The sequence below is a fragment of the Sporosarcina pasteurii genome, assembly GCF_041295575.1.
GTDB classification, from domain to species: Bacteria; Bacillota; Bacilli; order Bacillales_A; family Planococcaceae; genus Sporosarcina; species Sporosarcina pasteurii.
On sequence record NZ_CP160452.1, the window covers coordinates 1,036,910 to 1,063,102 of the forward strand.

Sequence of the window (26,193 nt, forward strand, 5' to 3'; positions counted from 1 at the left end):
GTGACCGATATGCATTTACGTTTATCAGAAGAACAAAAAATGGTTCAACAAACAATTAGAAGATTTGTAGAAAAAGAGCTAATTCCACTTGAATTTGAAGTGTTAAAAAATGAACGTGAAGGAAAGCCGGGCATTTCACCTGAAAAACTTAGAGAACTGCAATTAAAAGCGAAAGAGTTCGGATTCTGGGGGATAAATACACCAGAGAAATACGGCGGAGCGGACTTAGGTCAAATGATGTTGGCGATTGTGTTAATGGAAGTATCTAAAACGTTTGTCCCTTTCACATTTGGCGGTTCAGCAGACAATATTCTCTACTATGGAAATGAAGAACAAAAGAAAAAATACTTAATTCCAACGATAAATGGAGAAAAGAAGTCTTGCTTTGCGATTACAGAACCAGGTGCAGGATCAGACACGAGAAATATTCGAATGACTGCAGTGAAAGACGGCAATGAATGGGTTTTAAATGGGGAGAAAACATTTATCACAGGCGGTAATGAAGCGGATTTCACCATGGCGATTGCGATCACAGATAAAGAAATGCATGCCAAATCAAAAGGTAGAAAAGGTGTCACTTGTTTCATCGTCGATCGAGATATGGGATGGAAATCTGAATTTATCGATACGATGGGCGAATGGGGACCAGCTGGCTTAGTATTCGATAATGTCCGTGTTCCGGAAGAAAATATTTTAGGTGAGTTGCACGGTGGTTACAATCTGGGGCTAGAGTGGATCGGTTTTGCGAGATGGGTAGTCGGTGCACGTGCTGTCGGAATGGCAGAGCGACTGCTTCAAATGGCAATAGATTATTCAAAAGAAAGAGAGACTTTTGGAAAACCAATCGCAGATAGACAAGCGATCCAGTGGCCAATTGCAGATTCAGCGGTTGAGATTGAAGCAGCTAGATGGCTTGTCCTGAATGCGGCGTTTACGCTCGATCAAGAAGAAGATAACCGTCATCTAGCGGCAATGGCGAAACTGTACGGCGCCAATATGGGGAACCGCGTCGTTGATAGAGTTCTTCAAATCCACGGCGGAATGGGGTATACAAGAGAACTGCCGATTGAAAGATGGTACCGTGAAGCACGACTGTGGAGAATTTATGATGGTACTGACGAGATCCAAAGACTGATTATTTCGAGAGATTTATTGAAGGGCAATGTAAGAGTCGGACAATACGTATAAGAAAACTATAGAGAAAGAGGGATGTCATATGGGGAATCGTTTTAAAAATAGAACGGCAATCGTGACAGGCGGAAGTCGCGGAATTGGAAGAGCAATCGTCGAACAGTTTGCTGGAGAAGGTGCAAATGTTGCCATAATTGATGTCAATGAAGAGGCGCTCGTCGAAGCGGAGAATTATTTAAAAGAACTAGGCTACGATGTTTACACGAAAGTCGCCAGTGTGACAGAGCGAGATGAAGTTGAATCTGCAATGGAAGAAATCCATGAAAAGTTTGGTTCGATTGATATTTTAGTAAATAACGCTGGCGTTATTCGAGATAATTTACTGTTTAAAATGACAGATGAGGATTGGGATACCGTAATGGATGTCCATTTAAAAGGGGCTTTCTATGCATCGCGTGCTGCGCAAGCGTACATGACCAAAAATAATTATGGCCGCATTATTAATATTTCATCCACTTCTGCGTTGGGCAATCGCGGACAATCCAATTATGCGACTGCAAAGGCAGGTCTGCAAGGATTAACGAAAACGCTGGCGATTGAACTTGGTAAATTCGGCATTACAGCAAATGCGGTCGCACCAGGATTTATTGAAACAGATATGACGAAGGCGACTGCTGAACGGATCGGCATTTCATTTGAACAATTAGTAGAGGCGAGCGTCAGTAATATTCCAGTCGGCCGAAGCGGTAAGCCTGCCGACATTGCCAATGCCATTCAATTCTTTGCGGATGAAAAGTCTTCATTTGTAAGCGGACAAGTGATTTATGTTGCAGGCGGACCTAAGGATTAAATAGGAGGTAGAAAGATGCTAAAAGATGTGATTGGAAAACGTTCTGAAACGATAAAAAACACAATTGAAAGGGGCGCTGTGAAGAAATTCGCAGAAGCGATTGGAGATATATCATCTATTTATTATGACGAAGAGGCCGGGAAAAACTCCAGATTTAAACGGAATATTGCACCGCCAACATTCCCAGTAACGTTTGAGTTTGGTGCAGTGGCTGACTTGACATTACCATCAAAAGGACTCATTCACGGCGAGCAATCTTTTCATTATAAGCGTCCGTTGTTTGTAGGCGAAGACGTATATTGTTTCACGGAAGTGAAAGATTACTACGAAAAAACTGGAAGCTTTGGCAACATGGGCTTTCTCGTCTTGACACGTCACGGCCTTGATCGCAATGACGAACTGATCTTTACAGAAGAGCGCGTCATTATTATTAACGAAGAAGTGCGAAAGGGGATGCTTGTATGAGTACAATTACGGCACTGCAAGTAGGCGAAAGCTTAACTGACGTTCAATTAAATCCGGTTAGCCGACTTGATTTAATTAAATATGCGGGTGCATCGGGTGATTTTAATCCGATTCATACAATTGACGAAGAGGCAACAAACGCTGGTCTGCCAGGGATTATCGCACACGGTATGTGGACGATGGGCAACTTAGCAAAACTTTTCACACCTTACGTTGAAGAAGGGTTTATTAAAGATTATTCGATTCGATTTAGAGGAATGGTTTTTCTGGATGATGTGATTACGTTAAAAGCAACATTAGCGGAAAGAAATGAGAATGAGCTAACATTTAATGTCGTTGCGCTGAATCAACATGAAAAAGAAGTTGTGAAAGGCCATATTGTTTTTCAAGAAGAATAAACCAGAAATCAATAAACGAAGGGCGGAAATAGAATGGGAAGAGATGCGGTAATTGTTTCAGCGGTTAGGACAGCGATTGCAAGACAGGGCGGTGCACTTGCATCGGTCCCTGCCCATGTTTACGGGGCGGAAGTAATTAAAGAAGCTTTAAGCCGGGCAAATGTTTCGGCTGATCAAGTTGACGATGTCATTATGGGGAATGTGTTAAGCGGCGGTGGCAATATTGCTAGATTGGCAGCTTTAGAGACGGGCTTATCAATCAATATTCCAGGTCTAACAATAGACCGACAATGCGGTTCTGGCATTAATTCGATTAATTTAGCTGCACAAGCCATTTGGGCTGGAGATGGTGATGTTTTCGTCGCAGGGGGCATTGAAAGTATGAGCCGGGCACCTTATTTAATGGAGCGTCCAGAAAAAGCGTACAATTCTATGCCGCCTCGCTTTACAAAATCGCAATTATCGCCTGATGAAATTGGCAACCCGCCTATGGGGATTACAGCTGAAAATTTGGTGGAAAAATATGAGGTCGGACGAGAAGAACAAGATGAATTTGCGCTTCAAAGTCAGCAGAAAATGGCTAGGGCTATGGAAGAAGGACGTTTCGATGAACAAATTGTCCCGATTACGATTCCGGTTCGAAAAGGTGAGCCGATTGTTTTTAAAGTAGACGAACATCCGCGCCCGGAAACGTCAATAGAAGCTTTAGCCAAATTACGTCCAGTTTTTCTTGAAGGCGGTACAGTGACAGCGGGCAGTAGCTCTGGTTTAAATGACGCTGCATCGGCAGTTGTTGTAATGTCCAGAGAAAAAGCGGAACAATTAGGGGTAAAACCGTTAGCTGTTATTCGTGCACATGCAGTCGCAGGGGTAGATCCGAACATTATGGGGATTGGTCCGGTTCCCGCTACAAATAAAGTATTAGAAAAGGCAGGCCTTCAATTAGATGAGATCGATTTAATTGAAATTAACGAAGCATTTGCAGCCCAAGTGCTTGCCTGTAACCGTGAACTGAATATGGATCTCGAAAAAGTGAATGTGAATGGCGGTGCAATTGCTCACGGACATCCACTTGGCGCAACCGGGGCTATTTTAGCCACAAAAGCAATTTATGAGTTACAGCGTTCGGGCGGAAGGTATGCACTTATTACGGCCTGTATTGGCGGCGGGCAAGGCATCGCAACAATTATTGAACGCGAACAATGATTTTTTAGGAGGTCTATCGTGACAGATATCGAAATATACGTAAGATATTGCGAAACCGATGCAGGCGGCCATGTAAATAACACAAGTTATTTTATTTATTTCGAAGAAGCACGAACAAAGTTTTTTAAGTTGATCGGTTTTGGACCGCAAGAACGGTCCATTAACTTTATTGTTGCGCGTACGGAGTGCGATTATTTAGCACAAGCGTACGCGGGGCAATCCCTAACTGTAAAAACGAAAGTGTCAAAAGTTGGGACGAAAAGCTATACGATGGCCCATAACATTTATGATGCTGAAACCGGGGAGCACATCGCAAAAGGCAGTGCAGTCGTTGTGTGCTTTGATTATGAAGCACAACAATCGATCGTAATTCCGGATGAACTGCGCGAAAAATTAGAAGAACATATGGACACAAAGGAGTTGTCTTCATGACGGTTACAGTGAGTGAAGATATCGAGTTATTAAGAAGAAGTGTACGAGACTTTATTCAAAATGAAGTAGAAACCGTTGCCATGCAAATTGAAGAGGAGAACCATATTCCTGAACGTATTGTTGAAATGTCAAAAGAAATGGGCCTATTCGGTTTAAGCATCCCTGAAGAATACGGTGGTCTCGGCATTAACATGGTTGAAAAATGTATGTTGTATGAAGAAATCGGCGCTACCCATAACGGCTACACAACATTAATCGGCGCACATACAGGGATTGGAACGGTCGGCATTGTGGAGTTGGGCAATGAAGCGCAAAAGAAAAAGTATTTACCGGATATGGCAACGGGTAAACGAATTGGTGCATTTGCGTTAACAGAACCGAAAGCTGGATCTCATGCGATTAATTTAAAAACAACAGCGAAAAGACAGGGCGATAAATATATTTTAAATGGCACCAAGCATTATATTACAAATGCAACAGAAGCCGATATTTTTACAGTAATGGCCGTGACAGATCCGGAAAAAGGTGCGAAAGGCATTACATCCTTTATTATTGAAAAAGATTTTCCAGGTTTCCACGTCGGCGCAGTCGAAAATAAAATGGGGCTACGCGGTTCACACTCCGCTGAAATTATACTGGAAAACTGTGAAGTCCCAGTTGAAAACGTATTAGGGGAAGTCGGGGAAGGATACGTCAATGCCCTAAAAATATTGGCCAATGGACGGGCTGGACTTGCCGCTAGAAACCTAGGTTCTGCACAAAAACTATTAGACCTTTCCGTGACTTATGCGAAAAGTCGTGAACAATTTAACGTTCCGATTATTGAGCATCAGGCAGTGGGGCATATGTTGGCGGAAATGGCGGTCGACATTGAAGCGCTTAGGGCGTTGACATACCGCGTAGCGAACATGGTTGATGAAGGTGAAAAGGTCATTAAAGAAGCGGCAATGGTGAAGTTGTTTGGCTCTGAAGTGTATAACCGAGTTGCGGATAAAGCGCTGCAAATCCACGGAGGCATTGGGTATATCGCGGATTATCCGATTGAACGTTTTTACCGGGATGCGCGCATTACGCGTATTTATGAAGGAACGTCCGAAATTCAGAAAAATATTATTGCAAGTCAATTAAATAAAGAATACACGTAAAAGTGAGGGATTGTTTTGGGTGAAAGAGTAGAAAGAGTGGTGATTGTACAAGGTGTGCGAACGCCGATTGGAAGATATGGGGGAACATTAAAGGAATTAAATTCGGGCAATTTAGCAGCTCATGTGATCGAAGAAGTGTTGAAGAAATCCTACGTATCTCCGGAAGTGGTCGATGAAGTGATTCTAGGCGAAGTCAGGCAGACGACAGAGTCTTCGAACGTTGCACGAGTCGCAGCGCTTCGTGCGAAAATTCCAGTAGAAAAGCCAGCATTCACGATTAATCGCTTATGTGCTTCCGGGATGCAGGCAATCGCTTCTGGCGTTCAGCAAATTCAATCTCGCCAGGCGGAAGTTGTCATCGCAGGTGGTACGGAGAGTATGAGCAACTCCCCCATTTACTTACGTAATTCTAGATTTGGCGGGGACAAGGCAAGGCTTGTAGATTCGAATACGGAAGCCGGACAGCAGCCGAGTGAAATGTATGGCACTGAACTGGGAATGGGCATGACAGCTGAAAATGTCGCCGAGCAATTTGATGTATCTAGGGAAGCGCAGGATGCATTTTCGATTGAAAGTCAAAGACGTGCTGCCGTAGCAATTGAGAATGGAAGATTTAATAATGAAATTGTCCCAATTGAAATTAAAACGAAAAAAGGGTCTTATTTTTTCGATCAAGACGAGCATCCACGCCCTGAAACGACATTCGAAAAGCTTCAGCAGTTAAAAACGGTATTCAAAAGAGACGGAACGGTCACAGCTGGTAATACTTGTGGAAGAAATGATGGCGCGGCGGCAGTTCTGCTCATGACAGAGGGGAAAGCGAAAGACCTCAACTTGAATCCGATGGCGGCGGTAATCGACTGGGTGACGGTCGGGGTGGATCCAGAAATTATGGGCATTGGCCCAGTTCCGGCAATAAAAAAGTTGCTAGCGCGAACGAACAAAACATTAGAAGAAATTGATCTGTTTGAAATCAACGAAGCCTTTGCGGCCCAAGCACTTGCTGTTCAACAAGAGCTTGGCATCGATACTCATAAATTAAATGTAAATGGCGGTGCTATTGCATTAGGACATCCAGTTGGTGCAACGGGAGCGAGAATTGTTGTGACTTTGATGCATGAGTTGAAACGAAGACATGAACGATTCGGCATTGCGTCCCTATGTGTCGGCGGTGGTCAAGGCATGGCGATACTGATTGAAAATCTTCAAAATGATTGAGCATGACATCTTCACCAATCCTACTTGAATAAGGGGGGAATTTGATGGAGTTACTTTTTCAACAGTTATTAAACGGATTGACCCTTGGCAGTGTTTATTTTCTTGTCGGTATCGGATTAACGCTCGTATTTGGGATTTTACATGTGCCAAACTTTGCACATGGTTCTCTCTATTTAATTGGTGGATACGTAACGTTAATGATTATGAAATCGGCAGGCGTTCATTACTTTATCGCGATTTTACTCTCCATAATCGTCGTAGCACTCCTTGCTGTTTTGATGGAGCGACTCGTATTTAATCCACTCAGAAATGCGCCACCTATTCACGATAAAATCGCGGCAATCGGTTTAGTTTTATTTTTCCAAGCATTCGTTTCGCTCGTATGGGGGAACGACTACCATCGAATGATTACGCCATTTGGTGATGCAGTGAAGATTGCAGGAATCTCAACGTCTCCTCAAAGATTACTAGTCATTGCAGTTGCTGTGATTGTTGTTGTTTTGCTCTATCTATTCTTGAAAAAGACGATGATTGGCGCTTCGATTATGGCGATGGCTCAAAATAGAGACGGGGCATTCCTTGTGGGCATTAACACAAACATTGTGGCCATGATGACATTTGCAATATCCGGCGTTCTTGCCGCAATTGCAGCATCACTCGCTTCACCCATTAATCTTGTGTTTCCTGGCATGGGGCATCTCGTCATTTTAAAAGCATTTGTTGTCGTCATTATCGGCGGAATGGGAAGTATTCCAGGGGCCATTATAGGTGGACTCATTCTTGGCATCTCTGAAAGTTTAGGCGCAACATACTTATCAAATGATTACAAAGATATGATTGCATTTTTGCTATTAATTTTGATTATGACGGCGCGTCCTAAAGGGTTGTTTGCAAAGGAGGCTTATTAATGGGGAAGTTGTTCAACAATCGCACCGGTATCATGTTCATTCTCCTGTTGGCGATTGCATTTCCACTCGTTTTTGCAGATAACCGCTATGTATTATACATCATGACAACTTGTTTTATTTTTATCATTGCCGTTTATGGAATGAATTTATTAGCCGGATTTACGGGTCAATTATCCCTCGCACATGCAGGTTTTTTTGCGATAGGTGCGTACAGTGTCGGGATTTTAACGACGAGGTATGAACTAAATTTTTGGCTTGCACTGTTAGTTGCTATGGTCATTACATGTGTTGCAGGTCTTCTACTTGGGGTGATTGCCCTACGGACGCGAGAACATTTTTTTGCAATTTACACATTGATTGTTGGGTATCTCATTTATTTATTAATTGATAAATGGGATAGCTTAACAGGCGGGGTGCGCGGCTTAATCGGGATTCCTGTTCCAGATGCAATTGGCCCAATCGAATTTACTTCGGCGACTTCGATGTATTATTTAGTACTATTTTTTCTTGTCATCTCGATTTTCATTGGTGTGCGGATTGTTCATTCACTCACCGGAAGAACCTATATTGCAATTCGCAACAGTGAAGAGTTGGCACAAACACTTGGCATTAACACAAGGACAAATAAACTTGTCTCATTTGTTGTCTCCATAGCTTATGCAGGACTTGCTGGCGGATTGTATGCTTCACTGACGCGATTTATAGGCCCGGAAATTGCAGGTTTGGAAATGGTGTTTAACTTTCTGATTTACCTCATCGTTGGTGGTCTTGGAACATTAACTGGACCGATTGTCGGGACGATGATCTTTGTTTGGTTGACGCAATTTCTACAAAGCTTCCAAGAGTATCGCATGTTAATCTTCGGTCCGATATTGGTCATGATTGTCATCTTTTATCCGGCGGGACTCGCTGGCGCTTATTTTTCGTTGAAAATTAAATTTGACGAAGCGAGAAAAAAAAGAGCCACTAAGCAAGAGCAGAAGAATTCTTTAGAATCGTCCAAAATTCAAAGCCGGGAGGTATCTTAATGGCATTTATCGAACTAAAAGGCTTGACGAAACAATTTGGGGGATTAACAGCGGTCAATGAAGTTGATTTTGAAATTGAAAAAGGAAAAATCACTGCAATTATTGGCCCTAATGGTGCCGGTAAATCAACATTTTTCAATTTAATTAGCGGCTTTTATCCGCCGAGTGCTGGATCAATTCTGTTTGAAGGAAAAGATATCACAAGATTGCCCGCCCATCTTTGCGCAAGACTTGGAATTGCACGTACATTCCAGACAACACATTTATTCGAGCGTGCAACAGTCCTGGATAATGTTATTGTCGGTCATCGGTTGCGGACCCAGTCAAAACTTTATGATGCCATTTTCCGGACGAAAAGAGAACGGCGTGAGGCACGAGCAGCTTATGATAAAGCGATGGAAACATTGGCGTTTGTTGGACTTGAGGAGATCGCGGAACGCCCAGTCGCAGGCATCTCGCAAGAAGCTAAAAAACGCGTCGCCATTGCACTTGCTCTGGCGACAGATCCGTTAGTTTTATTTTTAGATGAACCCGCTGCGGGCATTAACCCAGAAGAAACCGATGATTTAGCAATGTTAATTAAAAAAATCGCTGAAAGTGGCATTACTGTTTGCACGATTGAACATAAAATGCAAATGATTATGGGACTTGCAGATAGCATTATGGTACTGAATCATGGTTCGAAAATTGCAGAAGGCTCGCCTGAGGAAATACAAAACAATCCGGTTGTCATTGAAGCGTATTTAGGAGGCGGAGTCAGTGCTTAAATTAACGGATGTGACTGTAAAATTTGGACCGTTCGAAGCGCTCAATCGGATTAACCTCCATGTGACAGAAGGAGAGTTAGTCGTTTTACTCGGTGCGAACGGGGCAGGGAAAAGTACCATCTTTAATACGATTAGCGGCTTAAATAAACCGAGTTCAGGAGAGATTCATTTTATTGGTCAAAGCGTTCGCGGATTTTCACCGGATAAAATGGTGAAAGCAGGAGTTGTCCAATGTGCTGAAGGGAAAAAGCTTTTTGCAGATATGTCTGTACAGGAAAACCTGATGATGGGTGGATTTGTACATCGTAGTAAGAAGGCGCAACTGAAGCAATCTTTAGCGGAAGCTTATGAACTATTTCCAATTCTATATGATAAAAAAGAGGATCCTGCTGGTTCATTAAGCGGCGGACAACAGCAAATGCTCGCAATCGGGCGAGCGTTAATGGCGAAACCGAAACTCATCATGATGGATGAGCCTTCCATTGGACTTGCGCCACTGATCGTTGAACAGATGTTTTCGATTATCCAAGAAATTAATAAAAGTGGGACAACCGTTTTGCTTGCGGAACAAAATGCGAATGCAGCACTGAAAATTGCGGACAGAGGCTATGTCATTGAGAATGGCACAATCGTTCTGCAAGGTGAGAGCCGAGCATTGTTTAATAATGATGCAATCCGAAAGGCGTATATTGGCGCTTAGCTAAAGGCGGGAACTTGCTCTAAACTACCGGTTATTAAAAGTTTGTAAAGGGGGAAAAATAGATGAAGAGGCTTAAGGGTTGGCTTTTGATTAGTGTGCTACTTCTTTTAACGTTTGCATTAACGGCGTGTAATGAGGATTCAACTAATGCGGAAAGCGGAGTTTCTGGAGGTTCTAAAGAGTTAATTATCGGTTATTCCGGTCCGTTAAGTGGTCCAGCAGCTTATTACGGAGAGGACACGTTAAATGGGCTTAAAATGGCAGCGGAAGATATAAATGCGGAAGGCGGTTTTGAAGTCGATGGGCAAACGTACAAAATTAAGCTAGAAACACTTGATGATATGTACTCGCCGAATGAAACAGCCGCAAACGCGAAACGATTAGTTCAGGAGAACGATGCAAAAATTATTTATAGCCCGCATAGTGGCGGAATTTATGCCATGCAAGTTTTTAACGAGTTAGAGGATTTTATCATCATGGGGTATACAAGTGAGCCGGGCGTAACGGAACAAGGAAATACGCTTAACGTTCGCATTCCGCCGCGTTACGATAATTATATTGAACCTTTTACAAAGTATGAAATAGAAAGATTCGGCAAGAGAATTGCATTTCTTCCTACAGCTACCCAGTACGGGAAAGATTGGGCAGACGCGCTTCGACCGGTTTGGGAAGAACACGGGGGAGAAATTGTATTTGATGAATCGATTGATTTTAGTAAAGACACGGATTTTCAAACGATTTTATCGAATGCATTAAGCAAAGATCCAGATGTCCTCTTTATTGGAGGCGCGTCTGAACCAACGGCACTCGTCTTAAAACAAGCACGCGACCTCGGATTTGAAGGCGGATTCATCGTGATGGACCAGGCAAAAGTAGACCAAATGGCAGCAGTTCTAGACGGGAATTATGATTTGATGGAAGGTGTAGTCGCTGTCACCCCGCTTGTGGATTCGGATTTTCCAGGAACGGCTGAATTTGTAGAAAAATATCATGAACAACACGGAAAAAATCCAGGGTCTGAAGCCGGTTTCCATTATTTGTCTCTTTATATTTTGACAGAGGCAATGAAAGCTGCTGGAACTGTTGATGATACGAAAAAAATTATGGCTGCATTGGATGAAGGTGCGAAAAACCTTCCCGAAGCAAAACAAGTGTACGTGATTAAAGGTGTCGATGAAAATGGTGGATTTGAGCAGCGACTGCGAATGGCTTATATTGAAGATGGGGAGTTACATCAATTTAGTACCCAATGAATAATGATTGTGAAAAGGAGCCTCCTAGGTTCCTTTTTCAACGAGATTAATTTTTTTAATAGAATGATTTTCTATGCTAGATACTTAGGGTAATTGATTCTATACGCGCCCTTTCAGTAGGTTTAACCATATAAAAAATGATATAGTTGAAAGAAGATATTTTTACATGCAAAAGTAGGGGAGAATATGATGGACAAAAAAGAAAAACAGTTAGTCGACTATTATTACGGAAAATTTTCGGAGAGAAGTTTTGATGAAAAAGATTTGTACGGTTTTTTGATGGTGGTTCGCGAGCACAGCCGCGATCAACAAGTGATTCGAGATCTGACAGATTTCATTGTACATAGAGAGAATAGTACGGGCTATGCGAAAGCGTATTTAGATGAATGTAAGGAAATCATTAATAATCTTGGGAAAACAAAAGTGCGTAGAAAAATTGAGCATCTGTTTTCATTTAAAGATATACGAAATGGATTTAATAGGTTGTTTCAAGAGTTAGGGCTTGAAAGATTACCGGTGGAAATTATGAATGACTTTTTAATTTGTATCATTTCACTTTTACAAGGGATCAAAATACTTTCTGGCAATAAAAAGGTAGGTCATCTCAGTTTTGCAGCGTCTAGTAAAGAGTTATTTTTGATGGGCAATATGACCATTAAAAACCAAGGACGAACGATGCCGATTACATTTCCGGTATTGTCGGTGAAAAATATATATGAAGAAATCAATCCGCAAGACAGCCAAGATACGCCATACCTCTTTGATCATGAAATGATGGAAGTGATTAACGTCAATCGACAATTAGCAATTACATTTCCAGAAATGGCAACGAAATAGAATAATAAGAAAGTGTCAGGAGCTCTTGCATTTGGGCACCTGACACTTTTTAAAAGTCTGCTAATTACCGACTGATAATCATGATTTTTTCTTTACTTAATCCAGTCGCTTCCTCTGACCAATCTCGGGTTTTCCAAAATAGGAAATCCCGGGTTTTCATTTTTACTTGATTGAATAGGAGCTTATACAAACATGTCTAAAAATAAAAATGTCAGCCTTCAAACGAAGTTAACCGTTTTAGTTTGTACGGTTGTTCTCATTGCGATTGCGGTGACGGCTTATTTAATTGGCAATAAAGCCATTGCAAATTCAAAAGAGTTCCATGCGAATAAAGTGATGGATCTTGCGAAGACAATTAGTCACACACAGCTGATTCAAGATGGATTAATTGGAAAGGAATCCCCAGATAAGATTCAAACATTCACGAAAAGTGTACAAGAAGAAACAGGTGTTGAGTATATCGTCGTGTTGAACAAAGAACACATCCGCTTGTCACATCCAGTGGGAGAGCGGATTGGGGAGTACTTCGTTGGTGGCGATGAAGATCGTGCCTATGAGGGTGAGAGTTACACATCCACCGCGCACGGGACGCTCGGCGAGTCATTGCGTGCATTTGTGCCCATTTATCATGAACATGAGTTAGTCGGCGTTGTGTCAGTGGGTGTTTTATCCGAAAATATTCAGGCGGCTGTTTTTGAAAGCTTAAAAACAATTTACATAGCAATTGGTGTTGGATTACTCGTCGGGATCATCGGAGCTTTTTTATTGGCGAGACAAGTGAAGAAAACTTTATATGGTCTGGAACCCAAAGACATTGCAAAACGATTAGGTGAGCGGGATGCGATGCTTGAATCCGTTAAAGAAGGCATTCTTGCGATGAATGACGAAGGAGAAATTATTGTCGCCAATCAAGCGGCAAACCAGATCTTTCAAAAAGCTGGCATTACTGAAAGCTTAATCGGTCAACAAGCAGACGCATTTCCGCAAATGTCAGCGTTAAAAGAAGTCCTTCAAACTGGAAATACTTCCCTGGATGAACAACAAAATTTAAACGGCATCGAAATCGTCGTCAATCGCGTACCTGTCGTATTAAACGGTAAAATTGTGGGCGCACTCGCCACTTTCCGGGATAAAACGGAACTCACTTCTTTAGTGGAGCAGCTATCGAGTGCGAAAAGCTTCGCGGAAATCCTTCGCGTGCAAACCCATGAATTTATGAATAAACTGCACGTCATTTCAGCAATGGTTCATACAAAATCGTATGAGGAATTACAAGCGTATACGACCTATATTTCCAGTGCCTATCAACAGGAAGTAGGGGCAGTGTCTAGGTTAGTTAAAGACCCAGTTCTGTCAGGCTTTTTGGTTAATAAATTAAGTGAAGCACGGAAGTTTGATATTGAAATCGACTTAACGGGAGAGCGTCCGCTTCCGGCACTAAAAAATATCGTACATATGGATAAAATCATCACGATTGTCGGAAACCTTTTTGATAATGCGAGTGAAGCCGTACGGGACCAGACATTTGCGCATATAGAAATGACCGTTCATTATGAAAATAACTTTTTCTACTTTGATATTCGCGACAACGGCCCTGGTTTAAATGAAAATGAAGCATCCCAAATAGGTATTTCAACAAAAGGAGAAAATCGCGGGTACGGACTTTATTTAATCAATAAAGCATTAAACGAATTAGGTGGTACAATAAAAGTAACGACTTCAAAAGACACAGGAACAGAATTTAACGTGAAAATTCCGTACGAGGGGGACATACATGATTAACGTATTAATAATTGAAGATGATCCCATGGTTGCGAAGTTTAACGCCATTTATTTGGAAAGCATTCCAGGCTTTTCATTGGCGGGAATTGCTGAAAATGCTGAAGAAGGCTGGGCATTTTGCCAATCTGTGAAAGTTGACCTGATTTTATTAGATGTCTATATGGGCGATAAAACGGGTCTTGAACTGTTGCAAGACCTACGGCGAGAAGACATATCCGTGGATGTTATGATTATCACGGCCGCAAATGATAAGCAATCTGTTCAAACAGCCCTGCATTACGGAGCGGTCGATTATTTAATCAAACCATTCAGTTTTGAACGATTTCAAGAGGCGCTCACGAATTACGCACAACAGCGAAGTAAGATGAAAGACATTGCAAATGTAAGTCAGGAAGAAGTCGATTCATTTTTTCTGAAATCAGGTAAAGAACCATTCGCACGTCCATTGGAATTGCCTAAAGGATTGACGACTAGAACATTGTCGGTGATCGTCAACCAGATTTTAAAGCGAGAACCAACCTCATTTTCAGCTGCTGATTTAGCGATGGAGACAGGCATATCGCGCGTTTCTGTGAGGAAGTACATAAACCATTTAGCAGAAATGAACCTCTTACAAGTTGAAGTGATTTATCAAGAAACAGGCCGGCCGTTACATCGATTTTACTTACAACCTGGTAAAGTCTCGATTTTAAAGTCCTTGTTAAATTAAAAACAAGACGCAATTTCATCATTGCGTCTTGCTTTTTTTATTTACAAAAGGTTTTACTTACTTACACAATCTATGCTTTCACCACATATGTCATTATTGTTAATATCTAAGCAAACGCTTACATAAGGGGGTTATATTTTGAAGACAATGGTTTCAACTGTCTGGCAAGGGCTTTGGCACTCGCATAACCAGACTAAAAAATTACTTAACTTTTTTTCATATACAAAAGAAGTAGATAAAGTAAAAAAGAATGATGACAAGTTAAAAGGGACGGAGAAGAATGAACCGCCACAAGAACCGGATAATCCATACAATAAGAAATCTTATTCGACTGCACAAATAGTAGGACTGCTCCTTGGACCGCTCTTATTTTTATTAACGTTTATGTTCTTCTCACCAGAAGGTTTATCAACAGAAGCAAAAGCAGTGCTTGCGGTGACGTTATGGGTTGCAACGTGGTGGATTACGGAAGCGATTCCGATTCCAGTTACCTCGCTACTGCCAATCTTCTTGTTACCAGCTACGGGGGCACTTGAGAGTGGAACAGTTACGGCAGCTTACGGGAACGATATTATCTACCTATTCCTAGGCGGTTTCTTTATCGCAACGGCAATGGAAAAATGGAATTTACATAAGCGTATGGCGTTGGCGATCATTTCCTTCATTGGAACGAGTACACAGCGCATTTTACTTGGCTTCATGACGGCGACCGCTTTTTTATCGATGTGGGTATCCAATACGGCAGCCGTTATGATGATGATTCCGATGGGCCTTGCGATTACTGCGCAAGTTGCCGAAGCGCTAAAAGGAAGACCTGAAGAGAAAGAGATTCCGAAGTTCGAGAAAGCATTGATTTTCGGAATCGGGTACGCAGGAACAATTGGGGGACTCGGAACACTGATCGGGACACCGCCCAATATTATTCTTGCCGCACAAGTAAAAGAACTTTTCGATGTGGAAATTTCTTTCGCAAACTGGATGTTAATTGCAATACCGATTGTTCTTTTACTAATTATCACAACTTGGATTTATTTAGGCAGATTTGTTTTTAGAATGAACATTAAAGGACTTCCTGGCGGACAAGAAGTCATTCAGGAAGAACGTAAAGCGCTCGGAAAAGTCATCCACGAGGAAAAAGTCGTCGCTGGCGTATTCATCTTTGCGGCTTTTATGTGGATTACAAGAGAGTTTATCTGGCTTGACCTTTTACCTGATTTAAAAGATGGGCAAATCGCCATTCTCGCAACAGCACTCTTATTCGCGATTCCGACATCTAAGAAACATGGCAGTCGCATTCTCGAGTGGAAAGACTCGAAAGAAATTCCATGGGGCATTCTGTTACTGTTCGGCGGTGGACTAGCAATCGCAGCAGGGTTCCGTCAAACGGGGTTATCCGAATGGATTGGTGGACAATTAACATTATTAGACGGCTTTAATATGCTGTTAATTATTACACTTTCGACGTTACTCGTTCTTGGATTAACCGAAATTACATCAAATACAGCAACCGCAACGATGATTTTACCAGTGCTAGCGGCACTTGCCCTAGCTTTAAACATTCATCCATTTGCGTTAATGATTCCTGCCGCAATGGCCGCAAACTGTGCATTCATGTTACCGGTCGGCACACCACCAAATGCGATTATCTTTGGTACTGGGAAAATAAGAATTGTGGAAATGGTACGGGTTGGGTTCCTTGTGAATTTCTTTGCTTTATGCTTAATTATATTGGTCATTGCGTATTTAATGCCAGTTGTTTGGGGAATTGACTTAAATAGTGTACCTGCTCATTTTATTAAATAAAATGACTGTGCCCATCACCTGAATTGATTAGGGTGATGGGCATTTTTTTAGTCAAACTGATGAGGAGTAGAAGCATGTTTCCACGTAGGAATATATTACCGTTGAAACAGGGAGACTTGTCCTGTAAAATACTAAATCCAAGCTGCATTGTTCGTAATACGATTAAGTTTTAACCTTTATGCTGTAAAAGGGAGTTTTAAATTGAAACTGAAATGGCAAGCCTCGTTCTTTTCGCGAACAACGAGGACAGACAGGAAGGTTTCTGCGAACACCCACTTTGAGGAGTGGTGGTTTAAAACTTTCTAATGACTTACGGCAAAGGCGGCTTCTACATAAGTGAGAAATTTAATAAAGCAATCATAGACGTAAACATCTTTCGTATCAGACTTTGATCGTAGGATGTTTTTTATTTTAGTCCAATTATTATTTTGTAAAAACATTAAAGCGCTAGTGATCGAAGAGAAATCTTCTAATCACTAGCGCTTTACTTTGATGCATTAATGAAGGAATCATGTAGGTATGTAACAAATTTATAGTGGAATACCTTCAATCATAATAAAATTCATTGATTAGACATAATCCTATTTATTCTATATATGGAATTAATTAACTGGAAATAGAATTGATAGACATATAACCCATTTAATTCCAGTATGCATAAAGTGTGTTGCTAAATTAACAAATAAACATTCTTTTTATTGATAAATGATATAAACATGATAAGTGATTGGGTTGTAAATTTATCTAATTTTCCAGTAAAAGATTTGCTTTTAATCCGAATTTCCAGTATTTCTAGATAAAAATAAAAGTTTTTTATTTATTTTTATAATCGTGATGAGTGCCTTAGCTACGTAGGTTTAAAGAAGCTTGACTTTTTCAGAAACGTCTGTTTTTAAACGAAAACGATTTGAAGTTTAAAAATAGCTATGTTAAGTTTTTAAACATACACAAATTGCTTGTGTCGAATACAAACAGGGGGAGAAACATGAAGAAGATTTCTTTGGGAATTATGATGTTCACGCTACTGTTATTCGTAGCAGCGTGTGGCAATGGTGATGGAAATGCGTCAGGGGAAAAGAATGTCTTAGAAGAGCTTCAAGAAAAAGGAAAAGTCACAGTCGGTTTTGCAAATGAAAAACCGTATGCATATGAAGAAGATGGGGAATTAAAAGGTGCAGCTGTTGAAATTGCAAAGGAAGTATTAGGAAATTTAGGGATTGAAGAAGTGGAAGGTCAACTATCTGAATTTGGGAACCTTATTCCCGGTTTAAATGCCGGAAAATTCGATCTAGTTACTGCTGGAATGGCGATTACACCAGATCGTTGCGAAAATGTGGCTTTTGGAGAACCTGAAATTCAGTACGGGGAAGGGTTAATTGTAAGCGCTGGCAATCCGGAAAATCTTTTTAGTTATAAAGATATTGCTGCTAATCCAGATATTAAAGTTGCAGTCATGAGTGGTGCAACAGAAATAGATTTTTTACTTCGTGAAGGAGTGGAAGATCGTCAAATTGTTAGAGTTCCAGATATACCAGCATCGTTCTCCGCTGTTGAATCGGGGAGAGCCCATGCGACAACTGGTACTGAGATGACCATTAAAATGGCTTTAGAATCGGCAAACGCTGACAAACTTGAATTTGTCGAAGGCTTCGAACAACCGGAAATCGAGGGGGTTCCAAGTTACGGTGCTGCTGCATTCCGTACAGATAATGAAGACCTGAGAAAAGCGTATAACGAAGAATTAGCTAAATTGAAGGAAGCAGGTAAAATTGCAGAACTAATTGAGCCTTCTGGTTTTAGTGCAGAAATGAATGTAGTGGACAATGACCTAACAACTGCAAGTATTTGTAGTGGTGAAAAATACTAATTGCTTTTAAAGGGTCATGCCAGTTTAGGTCTGACCCTTTCTTGCATTGATAAGGGAAAATGGGGATGTGTTTATGAGCACGATAAATGAAATTTCACTCGTTTTACTGAAGGGGATAAAAGTTACACTGATTGTGTTAGTTTTTTCAATTCTATTTTCAACATTGATTGCGCTGATTGCTGGTCTTTCCAGGTCGTCTAGCAATTTGCTCATCAATAAATTTACTGGGTTTTACGTAGAAGTATTCCGCGGCACCTCCTTAATCGTTCAGTTATTTTGGTTTTCTTATGCGTTGCCTGGTTTGTTTAATATCCATTTGGGCAGTGACATTTGGGCAGGAATTCTTGCAATCTCTTTAAACTATGGTGCCTATATGTCCGAAATCGTGCGGGGATCAATCGCCGCAGTAGCACCAGGGCAAACAGAAGCATCGATTGCACTGAATATGTCAAAATTCCAACGGATGCGTATCGTTATTTTACCGCAAGCTGTCCGTATGATGCTTCCGGAATACGGAAACTACTTAATTCAAATTTTAAAAGCAACCTCATTAGTGTCACTGATAGGCTTAACGGACATTTTATATTACGGTAATATTTACCGGAGCACGCATTTGTCTGAGGCGCCTGCTGTCTATTTGGTTGTTCTCGTATTCTATTTCATCTTGGCACTCCCGTTAATCGCATTTACACGCAAGATGGAAGTTGTGTCTAAGAAAGGAGTTGCTCAAGGGTGATTTGGAGTTGGGAAGTATTTTTTGATGTGATTCCTATTATATTTAAGGGCATGTGGATAACACTTGGTTTGACAATCGCTTGTTACCTCTTTGCTGTCATCTTCGGATTCTTCTGGTTGCTTATGGACCAAGTTCCTTCAAAAGTGTTTAGATGGACTGTCAGATGGATTGCAGAATTCATCAGGTCAACACCTCCACTTGTACAATTATTTTTTATTTACTATGCATGGCCAATGGTGCCCGTTGTCGGCGTTTCACTGAATCCTTTCGCAGCCGCAATTTTAGGGCTTGGTATTCATTTTAGTACGTATTTATCTGAAGTGTACCGGTCCGGAATTGAATCCGTTGAAAAAGGACAATGGGAAGCGGCGACAGCACTTAATTTATCAACAAGTCAAAAATGGTTAAAGGTGATTTTACCGCAAGCCATTCCACCGACAATTCCAATGCTCGGAAACTATTTAATAATCATGTTCAAAGAAGTTCCGTTAGCTTCGACTATTGGCGTTGTTGCCATGCTGCATTTAGCAAATGATTATGGCGCGCAGTATTACAAATATGTAGAGCCATTAACAGTCGTGGCGCTGTTCTTCTTATTATTAAGTTATCCATCGGCTTTACTTATTAAGAAATTGGAAATTAAATTTAATCGACGTTTTGATAAAAAATATGTGACCGAATCATAAGGAGTTTGAGTTTATATGGGAGCACCAATTGCAAAGTATCGCGATGTACACAAATCTTTTGGCGAAGTCGAAGTATTAAAAGGAATCGACCTAGACATTGGGCCTTCAGAGAAAGTTGCGCTCATTGGGCCAAGTGGATCAGGTAAAACAACCATCATTCGTTTATTAATGACGTTGGAAGACCCAACTTCAGGCACAATTGAAGTCAATGGCAAAAACTTATGGCATATGGAAAGTAAAAACGGGCTTGTTCCAGCAAATGAGAAATACTTGAGGGAAGTTCGTGGGGATATCGGGATGGTATTTCAGCACTTTAATTTATTTCCTCATATGACAATCTTGGAAAATTGTATGACTGCGCCGATTCATGTGAAGAAAGAAAGGAAAGAAACAGCAAAAAAGCGTTCACTTGAGATGTTGGAAAAAGTGGGGCTTGGGGATAAAGTAGACCTTTATCCGAACCAATTATCAGGCGGTCAAAAACAACGCGTGGCGATGGCAAGAGCTTTAGTTATGAAGCCGAAAATTATGCTGTTTGACGAAGTGACATCTGCATTGGACCCCGAATTAGTCGGTGAAGTGTTGGAAGTGATCCGGGACATTGCGAAAGAAGGGGAAATGGCGATGGTCCTCGTGACACATGAAATGGACTTTGCGCTCGATATCGCAGACCGTGTCCTCTTTTTAAACGATGGAGTCATTGAAGCAGATGGTCCGCCATCGGAAATTATTGAAAATCCAGAGAGTGAACGTTTACAGGATTTCCTCAGTCGCTTTACGTCCAGTAATGGGAATCAATCTTAAAAAAATGACAGCCTTGATTTGATGTTTTTTATTAAATTAAGGCTGTTTTGTTTTTGGGGAAATAAGTTTCTTCCATATAAGTCCTAATATTCATGATCGTAGTGAGAGGAAAAGAAAAGAGGTATCACCATGCGACAACAGCGTAGAATATACATAATAACGAATTCCTTTTACGATAAGGTGGTTATTTCCATCAATTTCATGCGATAATGGACAAAGAATGAGAGGTTAAAATACATGACATTTCGAGATTATCGTTTAAGTAAAGAAATTAGGAGAGCGCTGGATCAGCTTGGCTATACGGAACCGACAGAAGTTCAAGCGAAGGTGATTCCAACCGCGCTCGAGCGGACTGATTTGATTGTTAAATCGCAAACAGGAAGCGGGAAGACGGCGGCTTTTGCCATTCCAATTTGTGAAAAGGTGGCGTGGGAAGAGAACAAACCGCAAGCGCTGATTTTGACACCGACGCGGGAACTTGCGGATCAGGTGAAGGAAGACGTGACGAATATCGGTCGTTTCAAGCGGATTAAGGCGGCGGCCGTATACGGAAAACATCCATTTCGCTATCAACAAGAAGAGCTACGGCAAAAATGCCACATCGTAGTTGGGACCCCAGGGCGTGTATTGGATCATATCGAACGCGGAACGCTCGTGCTTTCTGAAATCGACTTTTTCGTTCTGGATGAAGCAGATGAAATGCTCAATATGGGGTTCATTGATCAAGTTGAAGCAATTATGAAGGCACTTCCAAAAGAGAGAACAACGATGCTGTTTTCTGCGACGCTTCCAGAAGATATCGACAGATTGTGCCGTCAATATATGAAAGCACCAGAGAGTATCGAGATTGCGTCAACTGTCACGTTAACGGACCAGATTGACCATTCTGTAATCGTTGTGAAAGAGCAACAAAAGCCCGATTTATTACGCGATGTAACCGTCGTTGAAAACCCCGACAGCTGTATCATTTTCTGCCGGACGAAAGATCGGGTTGATGAAGTGACCGAACAACTGGAAAAGCACCATTATCCATGCGACCAACTACACGGCGGGATGACCCAGGAAGATCGGTTTGCTGTGATGGATGACTTCAAAAGCGGTGGGTTCCGCTATCTCGTTGCTACGGACGTAGCGGCACGGGGCATCGACATCGATCATATAACCCATGTGATTAATTACGATATTCCGCTTGAAAATGAAAGTTACGTGCACCGTGTCGGCAGAACTGGACGCGCAGGCAGAAACGGGACGGCTATTTCATTCGTCACACCCCGCGAAGATCACGTGCTAGCGGAAATCGAAGCATACATCGGTTTTGAAATCGAGCGCCGGGAAGCACCGACACCGCAAGCGGTTAAAGCAGCGATGGACGCATTCACCGAAAAGTTGGAAAAACGTCCGCAATTGAAAAAGAGCAAAAGTGAACGGGTGAACAAGGATATTTTAAAGTTGTATTTTAACGGCGGCAAAAGGAAAAAACTCCGCGCATTCGACTTTGTCGGTACAATTACAAGTATCCCTGGGATTTCCGGTGAAGACATCGGTATTATCAAAATCCAAGATACCGAGACGTATATTGATATACTAAATGGCAAAGGGCAACTTGTTTTGGATGCAATGCAGGAGAAAACGGTAAAAGGGAAACAGTTGAAGGTGCATAAGGCTAGGAAATGATTGGGAAATACTCATCAGTGTCACCACTTAGTCATGCATAGTAGAACCGAGATTAATGCAGACCTTTTAAACTGACTACAGTAAATAATTATCCAACTGGAAATTGAAGAACAGCTGTAATTAAAAGCTGTTCTTTTATTTTGATCTACTGTCAAAAATACACACCTATTTGTCATGTATAATTGACACTTGTTAATGTATATCATACATTGAAAGTATTGGAGGAGATGTGATGTCAAAGAATTTACGCTTAAAATCTGCGCGCGCGGCGAAAGATTTGTCGCAGGCGAAGTTGGCTGATGCGGTGGGTGTAACGCGTCAAACAATGAATGCGATTGAGAACGGTGACTATAACCCTTCATTGAATCTTTGCATTGCGATTTGTAAGACGTTAGGCGTTACATTGAATGATTTGTTTTGGGAGGAATGAAGAATGAAAAATAAAGATTACGATGAATTTCAGCTTGCCAACAGACATCGCATTGCTTTTCAGACGCTATTTATTACGTTTGTAGTCATTATGATTAATGGCTATGTAAAATTTATTTATGGGAATTGGGCTGATCCTTTGCTTGAAATGATGATAACGGTTCTTATACCTGGTATGTATTTTACGATCATGTCCATTGCAAAGAATGCTTACTTACGACAGAAAGATCATCCAATTGTTTTTATTGTGATGATGGGAATGGCTACCATTCTCAGTGGCGCAGCAGTTATTTCGAGTATAATGAGTGGAATCTTAGAACTCGTCGAGGATGGACAACTGACAAATCAAGTCGGAAGTCTATTGCTCACAATATATGCCGGAAGTACGACAGTTGCTTTGCTTATGCGCAGTATGAAAAACAGGAGAGTTTTTGCGAATGAAGAATCGTAATGAGTACTTATGCGCGATGCATGAGGGGAGAGTTTGACTGGAACTTATGGATTGTTTTGTTGATAGGTAGAACAATTGGTCATTTAGTAATCGCCTTTGTTAGAGAACCTATTGAAGAAAATAAACACGATAAAAAACCTAGATATTCTAAATAGTTTTCCAGGGGCTTGGTGCTGTCGCTATTTAAAGGAGAGAATATTATGCTAGTTGATGAATTTGATGTATTTTTGTTTGATTTAGATGGAGTGATTTATATAGGACCTGAACCACTTCCAGGTGCAGTAGAATCGCTCAAACGTCTGCGGCAAGATAAGAAAGATATTCGGTTTTTAACAAATAATCCAATTACAACACGTGAAAAAACGGCAAAAAGGTTAAATAGTCTTGGAATAGAAGCAAGCAGCGAAGAAGTAATTACATCAAGTTGGGCCACTGCTCAATATTTACAGAATGAAAAGATTAGAACCGCATTTGTTTTAGGTGATGAAAATTTAAAATGGGAATGTCAACAGGTAGGTATTAACATTGACGATCAAAACGATGTTGAAGCTGTTGTTGTCGGGTATGACAGTGATGTTTCTTTTCGAGACATCGAACATGCAACAAGATTAATTTATAAAGGCGCAAAATTTGTTGCGACAAATGATGATCGAACATATCCGGCTCCAGAAGGTCCCTTACCTGCTAGTGGAACTATGGTAGAGGCGGTTCGAGTAGCAACAGGGAAGAGACCTGTTATTGTAGGAAAACCATACCCTTATATGTTTAATAAAGCCATTGAATCTTTCGCCCCGTCCTCTAGAATCGTAATGGTGGGCGACAATCCGTACACAGATGTTTTAGGGGCACATCAAGCAGGAATACCATCCATTTTAATATCAGATCAAAAGACAAATAAATTTCCATCTGCTAGGGATTTTCGTAATCCAGATGCTACAATACCGAATTTAAAAGGTTTATTTGATAATACTATTAAAATTAAAAAATGGATTTCTCCTGCCTTTTCTTGGCCTGATCATATTAAAGCGGGAGTAGCAGGCATTATATTTGATAAGACTCAGCGCGTTCTCCTAATGAAGCGTGCAGAAGACGGCTTATGGGGTATTCCTTCGGGCCGTGTAGAACCGGGAGAAACTGTAGAAGAGGCAATCATCAGAGAAATTAGTGAAAAAACGGGTTTAAAAGTTATAGTTAATCAGTTAATCGGAGTTTATTCTGATCCTGTTTCCCAAGTGTTTTCGTATCCAAACGGGAAAGTAAGTCACTTTATTACAACTTATTTCGAATGTGAAGTTGTGGGAGGAACTCTAATTAAGGAAAATGAAGAAATAGTAGATGTGAATTATTTTGATCTGAATCATTTACCGGAAAATCTCTCACGTATGCATCCAAGATGGCTTAAAGATGCATTAGATAAAGAACAAATTTCTTATATCCGTTAAAAAACGTGAACACTGACTTTTGGAAGCTAAATAAATTTTTCGTACAGGTACCTTTTACTATTTAACAGGAAGGTGGATTCATTTATTTGTCAAAGTTTGAAAGTGACGTAAACGCCGTGCAAACTAATTCTGCCTCGGTGAAAAAATATATAAATTCCCCACAAAAACAACAACAACTTTACCGCCGGACTTTGTGGACTGTCATTTTTGCACAAGTTTTGGGAGGTGCAGGACTGGCAGCCGGTATTACAGTAGGCGCATTAATCGCTATTGATATATTGGGAACGGATAGTTTTGCCGGACTGCCCATTGCATTGTTCACACTCGGTTCTGCCGGCGCAGCCATGGTAATTGGCCGATTATCGCAACGGTACAGCCGACGATTGGGATTAGCTGTCGGATTCATTACAGGAGGTATTGGTGCAATCGGTGTCATTCTTGCAACGATGACCCAAAGCATACTGCTATTGTTTGTTTCGTTATTGATTTATGGCTCAGGTACGGCTACAAACCTGCAGGCGCGCTATGCTGGAACAGATTTGGCCACGGCGAAACAGCGAGGCACTGCCGTCAGTTTGGCCATGGTGGCAACTACATTTGGGGCTGTTGCTGGTCCGAACTTGGTAGATGTGATGGGAGATTTTGCTGTATCGATTGGTATTCCATCTCTAGCAGGTCCATTTATTCTTGCTGCTGTTGCTTATATCTTAGCTGGTTTAGTTCCGCTTATTTTTTTACGCCCTGACCCATTAGTAGTATCGAAAGCAGTTGCTGCTGCACGTGCTACAGACAATCACAGCATGTCTACTGAAGAGGCTACTGCCGACGAAGGTACTGCCAATAAGCGCGGTGTCTATCTTGGGGCAACGGTTATGGTGATTTCACAGATCGTTATGGTGGCAATCATGACGATGACGCCAGTTCACATGGGCGAATATGGTTTCACGATGCAACAAATCGGCATGGTGATCGGTCTTCACATTGCAGGAATGTATCTTCCATCACCGCTGACAGGGATATTAGTCGATAAACTCGGAAGGATGACGATGGCCGTTGTTGCGGGAATCACATTATGTATCACTGGTCTTTTGGCTGCATTCGCGCCTGGTGACTCTTTACTATTCATTGCAATCGCGCTTATCTTACTTGGAATTGGCTGGAACTTTGGATTGATTAGTGGAACAGCGCTCATTGTTGATTCGACCGTTCTTTCCACACGCGCCAAAACGCAGGGATCTGTCGATGTCTTCATCGCTTTGTCGGGGGCGATAGGTGGTGCATTGTCCGGAGTCATAGTTGCTGCTGGTAGCTTTGAGATTCTGTCTATAGGCGGGGGGATTCTTTCACTCGTGCTCATTCCTGCTGTACTATGGGCACGAAATTTTAAATAAATTAGTGTCGCGGGTTCCGTTATCCCGTTGCTTGTTTATCTCAAGCCGATTGTTTTGGACTTGACTTGATTTGAGTTGAGT

At 41.4% G+C, this 26,193-nt stretch carries 26 protein-coding genes and 1 other RNA gene; all 27 read left to right on the top strand.

The window, feature by feature from the left end:
- Positions 1-9: 9 nt before the first annotated feature.
- Positions 10-1,188 (top strand): acyl-CoA dehydrogenase family protein, encoded by a 1,179-nt coding sequence (locus AB1H92_RS04740; protein ID WP_115361967.1) that lies wholly within the window; start codon positions 10-12, stop codon positions 1,186-1,188.
- A gap of 28 nt (positions 1,189-1,216) precedes the next feature.
- Positions 1,217-1,981 carry a 3-oxoacyl-ACP reductase FabG gene (fabG, locus tag AB1H92_RS04745; protein WP_115361965.1) on the top strand — a complete coding sequence of 255 codons (765 nt, stop codon included), beginning with the start codon at positions 1,217-1,219 and terminating at the stop codon, positions 1,979-1,981.
- Positions 1,982-1,996: 15 nt separating this feature from the next.
- Complete coding sequence (locus tag AB1H92_RS04750) at positions 1,997-2,446, top strand: MaoC family dehydratase N-terminal domain-containing protein (protein ID WP_115361963.1); 450 nt, start codon at positions 1,997-1,999, stop codon at positions 2,444-2,446.
- On the top strand, positions 2,443-2,844 hold the full coding sequence (locus AB1H92_RS04755) for a MaoC/PaaZ C-terminal domain-containing protein (RefSeq protein ID WP_115361961.1): 402 nt from the start codon (positions 2,443-2,445) through the stop codon (positions 2,842-2,844). Before AB1H92_RS04750 ends, AB1H92_RS04755 begins: the two co-directional genes overlap by 4 nt.
- A 33-nt stretch (positions 2,845-2,877) precedes the next feature.
- Positions 2,878-4,050, top strand: a complete 1,173-nt coding sequence (locus AB1H92_RS04760) for a thiolase family protein (protein WP_115361959.1) — start codon at positions 2,878-2,880, stop codon at positions 4,048-4,050.
- A gap of 18 nt (positions 4,051-4,068) precedes the next feature.
- Positions 4,069-4,482: a thioesterase family protein gene (locus tag AB1H92_RS04765; protein ID WP_115361957.1), complete on the top strand. Its 414-nt coding sequence runs from the start codon at positions 4,069-4,071 to the stop codon at positions 4,480-4,482.
- Positions 4,479-5,627, top strand: coding sequence for an acyl-CoA dehydrogenase family protein (locus AB1H92_RS04770; RefSeq protein WP_115361955.1), 1,149 nt, complete (start codon positions 4,479-4,481; stop codon positions 5,625-5,627). Before AB1H92_RS04765 ends, AB1H92_RS04770 begins: the two co-directional genes overlap by 4 nt.
- A 15-nt stretch (positions 5,628-5,642) precedes the next feature.
- Positions 5,643-6,845, top strand: a complete 1,203-nt coding sequence (locus tag AB1H92_RS04775; protein WP_115361953.1) for a thiolase family protein — start codon at positions 5,643-5,645, stop codon at positions 6,843-6,845.
- A gap of 44 nt (positions 6,846-6,889) precedes the next feature.
- Positions 6,890-7,753 carry a branched-chain amino acid ABC transporter permease gene (locus tag AB1H92_RS04780; RefSeq protein WP_115361951.1) on the top strand — a complete coding sequence of 288 codons (864 nt, stop codon included), beginning with the start codon at positions 6,890-6,892 and terminating at the stop codon, positions 7,751-7,753.
- Positions 7,753-8,781: a branched-chain amino acid ABC transporter permease gene (locus tag AB1H92_RS04785; RefSeq protein WP_115361949.1), complete on the top strand. Its 1,029-nt coding sequence runs from the start codon at positions 7,753-7,755 to the stop codon at positions 8,779-8,781. The genes AB1H92_RS04780 and AB1H92_RS04785 overlap by 1 nt, the downstream gene beginning before the upstream one ends.
- Positions 8,781-9,548, top strand: coding sequence for an ABC transporter ATP-binding protein (locus AB1H92_RS04790; protein WP_115361947.1), 768 nt, complete (start codon positions 8,781-8,783; stop codon positions 9,546-9,548). The genes AB1H92_RS04785 and AB1H92_RS04790 overlap by 1 nt, the downstream gene beginning before the upstream one ends.
- The gene (locus tag AB1H92_RS04795; protein ID WP_115361945.1) at positions 9,541-10,248 is read left to right on the top strand and encodes an ABC transporter ATP-binding protein; all 708 of its coding nucleotides are present in this window, start codon (positions 9,541-9,543) and stop codon (positions 10,246-10,248) included. Before AB1H92_RS04790 ends, AB1H92_RS04795 begins: the two co-directional genes overlap by 8 nt.
- Positions 10,249-10,310: 62 nt before the next feature.
- Complete coding sequence (locus tag AB1H92_RS04800) at positions 10,311-11,501, top strand: ABC transporter substrate-binding protein (protein WP_115361943.1); 1,191 nt, start codon at positions 10,311-10,313, stop codon at positions 11,499-11,501.
- 186 nt (positions 11,502-11,687) lie between these two features.
- The gene (locus tag AB1H92_RS04805) at positions 11,688-12,338 is read left to right on the top strand and encodes a hypothetical protein (protein ID WP_166739476.1); all 651 of its coding nucleotides are present in this window, start codon (positions 11,688-11,690) and stop codon (positions 12,336-12,338) included.
- Positions 12,339-12,530: 192 nt separating this feature from the next.
- Complete coding sequence (dcuS, locus tag AB1H92_RS04810; protein ID WP_115361939.1) at positions 12,531-14,120, top strand: DcuS/MalK family sensor histidine kinase; 1,590 nt, start codon at positions 12,531-12,533, stop codon at positions 14,118-14,120.
- Positions 14,113-14,829: a response regulator gene (locus AB1H92_RS04815; RefSeq protein ID WP_115361937.1), complete on the top strand. Its 717-nt coding sequence runs from the start codon at positions 14,113-14,115 to the stop codon at positions 14,827-14,829. Before dcuS ends, AB1H92_RS04815 begins: the two co-directional genes overlap by 8 nt.
- 147 nt (positions 14,830-14,976) lie before the next feature.
- Complete coding sequence (locus AB1H92_RS04820) at positions 14,977-16,632, top strand: DASS family sodium-coupled anion symporter (RefSeq protein WP_166739591.1); 1,656 nt, start codon at positions 14,977-14,979, stop codon at positions 16,630-16,632.
- Positions 16,633-16,768: 136 nt separating this feature from the next.
- Positions 16,769-16,964: non-coding RNA, 6S RNA (ssrS, locus tag AB1H92_RS04825), on the top strand.
- Between the two features lie 653 nt (positions 16,965-17,617).
- Complete coding sequence (ehuB, locus tag AB1H92_RS04830; RefSeq protein WP_115361933.1) at positions 17,618-18,499, top strand: ectoine/hydroxyectoine ABC transporter substrate-binding protein EhuB; 882 nt, start codon at positions 17,618-17,620, stop codon at positions 18,497-18,499.
- Between the two features lie 73 nt (positions 18,500-18,572).
- Positions 18,573-19,235, top strand: coding sequence for an amino acid ABC transporter permease (locus AB1H92_RS04835; protein ID WP_115361931.1), 663 nt, complete (start codon positions 18,573-18,575; stop codon positions 19,233-19,235).
- The gene (ehuD, locus tag AB1H92_RS04840) at positions 19,232-19,921 is read left to right on the top strand and encodes an ectoine/hydroxyectoine ABC transporter permease subunit EhuD (protein WP_115361930.1); all 690 of its coding nucleotides are present in this window, start codon (positions 19,232-19,234) and stop codon (positions 19,919-19,921) included. Before AB1H92_RS04835 ends, ehuD begins: the two co-directional genes overlap by 4 nt.
- Positions 19,922-19,936: 15 nt before the next feature.
- The gene (gene ehuA, locus AB1H92_RS04845; RefSeq protein WP_115361928.1) at positions 19,937-20,725 is read left to right on the top strand and encodes an ectoine/hydroxyectoine ABC transporter ATP-binding protein EhuA; all 789 of its coding nucleotides are present in this window, start codon (positions 19,937-19,939) and stop codon (positions 20,723-20,725) included.
- Positions 20,726-20,962: 237 nt separating this feature from the next.
- On the top strand, positions 20,963-22,399 hold the full coding sequence (locus tag AB1H92_RS04850; RefSeq protein WP_115361926.1) for a DEAD/DEAH box helicase: 1,437 nt from the start codon (positions 20,963-20,965) through the stop codon (positions 22,397-22,399).
- A gap of 232 nt (positions 22,400-22,631) precedes the next feature.
- Positions 22,632-22,829 (top strand): helix-turn-helix transcriptional regulator, encoded by a 198-nt coding sequence (locus tag AB1H92_RS04855; protein ID WP_115361923.1) that lies wholly within the window; start codon positions 22,632-22,634, stop codon positions 22,827-22,829.
- 3 nt (positions 22,830-22,832) lie between these two features.
- Complete coding sequence (locus tag AB1H92_RS04860; protein WP_115361921.1) at positions 22,833-23,279, top strand: hypothetical protein; 447 nt, start codon at positions 22,833-22,835, stop codon at positions 23,277-23,279.
- A gap of 200 nt (positions 23,280-23,479) precedes the next feature.
- Positions 23,480-24,721 carry an HAD-IIA family hydrolase gene (locus AB1H92_RS04865; protein WP_115361920.1) on the top strand — a complete coding sequence of 414 codons (1,242 nt, stop codon included), beginning with the start codon at positions 23,480-23,482 and terminating at the stop codon, positions 24,719-24,721.
- 86 nt (positions 24,722-24,807) lie between these two features.
- Positions 24,808-26,112, top strand: a complete 1,305-nt coding sequence (locus AB1H92_RS04870) for an MFS transporter (RefSeq protein ID WP_115361917.1) — start codon at positions 24,808-24,810, stop codon at positions 26,110-26,112.
- Positions 26,113-26,193 lie beyond the last annotated feature (81 nt).